This window comes from Melaminivora alkalimesophila (assembly GCF_000282995.1).
Lineage (GTDB): Bacteria > Pseudomonadota > Gammaproteobacteria > Burkholderiales > Burkholderiaceae_C > Melaminivora > Melaminivora alkalimesophila.
In genome coordinates, this window is the sequence record NZ_ALEE01000377.1 from 1 (window position 1) to 891 (window position 891).

The window sequence follows — 891 nt, forward strand, 5'->3', positions numbered from 1 at the left end:
CCGCTTCCCGAAGAAGCGGCTTTTTTGTGCGCGCCTGGCGGCCAGCGGCCCGGGGCGGGTGAAAAAAATTTGCGCTCTTGTCCAAACCACTCCGAAATCCGTCTTATACTTGCGCCTTCCCTGAAATGCCCAGGTGGCGGAATTGGTAGACGCACTAGTTTCAGGTACTAGCGCTGAGAGGCGTGGAGGTTCGAGTCCTCTCCTGGGCACCAGACAACGAAGAAAAAGCCGCTGATCGAAGGATCAGCGGCTTTTTTGTTCCTGTCCCGCAGGAGCGGCCGGCCATGCCGCGGACGGCACGGCCGGGGGCGCATCAGCCCTTGCGCATCAGCACCTTGAGCGCATTTTGCAGACGGCGCACCTCGGCATCCCCCGCGGCACAGGCAAACACCCGCGCAGCGTCCTGCTCCCAGGTCTGGGCCGGCGATGGGTCGTTGCGCCGCGTGAGCAACTGCAGCTGGAGCGCCCGGCGCGCCGACAGCTGGTCCGCCGGGGTCGGCACGTCTGCTGCGATCTCCAGGCGCAGCAGCGCCTCGCCGCACTCGCCCGCCGGCGCCGCCGCCAGCGCCTGGCCCCAGGCCGCGCGGGCCGCCGGCGACACGCGCCCGCCCAGCTCCTGCACCCCCGGGAGCTGCTGCGCATCGCGGCGCTTCCAGGCCTCCATGAGTTGCGTGAGCGCCTCGCCGTGCGCCTGGGCTGCCAGCCGGCGCAACGCCGCCTGGGCCTGTTCCCGGGCCTCGCGCTGGGCGCGAAAGGCAGCGTCACCGAGGCGCGGGCCGCGTGGCGCCTCCCCCCGCTCGCGTCCGCGCCCATCGCGCGGGCCGCGCGCGTCGTCCCGGCCGCGCCGCTCGCGCCCCTCCATGCCGGGCCCGCGGCCCTGCTGGGCGCCGG

The 891-nt window shown here is 72.2% G+C and carries 1 tRNA gene and 1 pseudogene; one reads left to right on the top strand and one right to left on the bottom strand.

What is annotated here, in order from left to right:
* Positions 1–127 precede the first annotated feature (127 nt).
* Positions 128–212, top strand: a tRNA-Leu gene (locus A612_RS07150).
* Positions 213–313: 101 nt separating this feature from the next.
* On the opposite strand, the pseudogene A612_RS07155 reads toward A612_RS07150, so the two are convergent.
* Positions 314–891, bottom strand: a pseudogene (locus A612_RS07155) (DUF349 domain-containing protein); the annotation flags it as partial.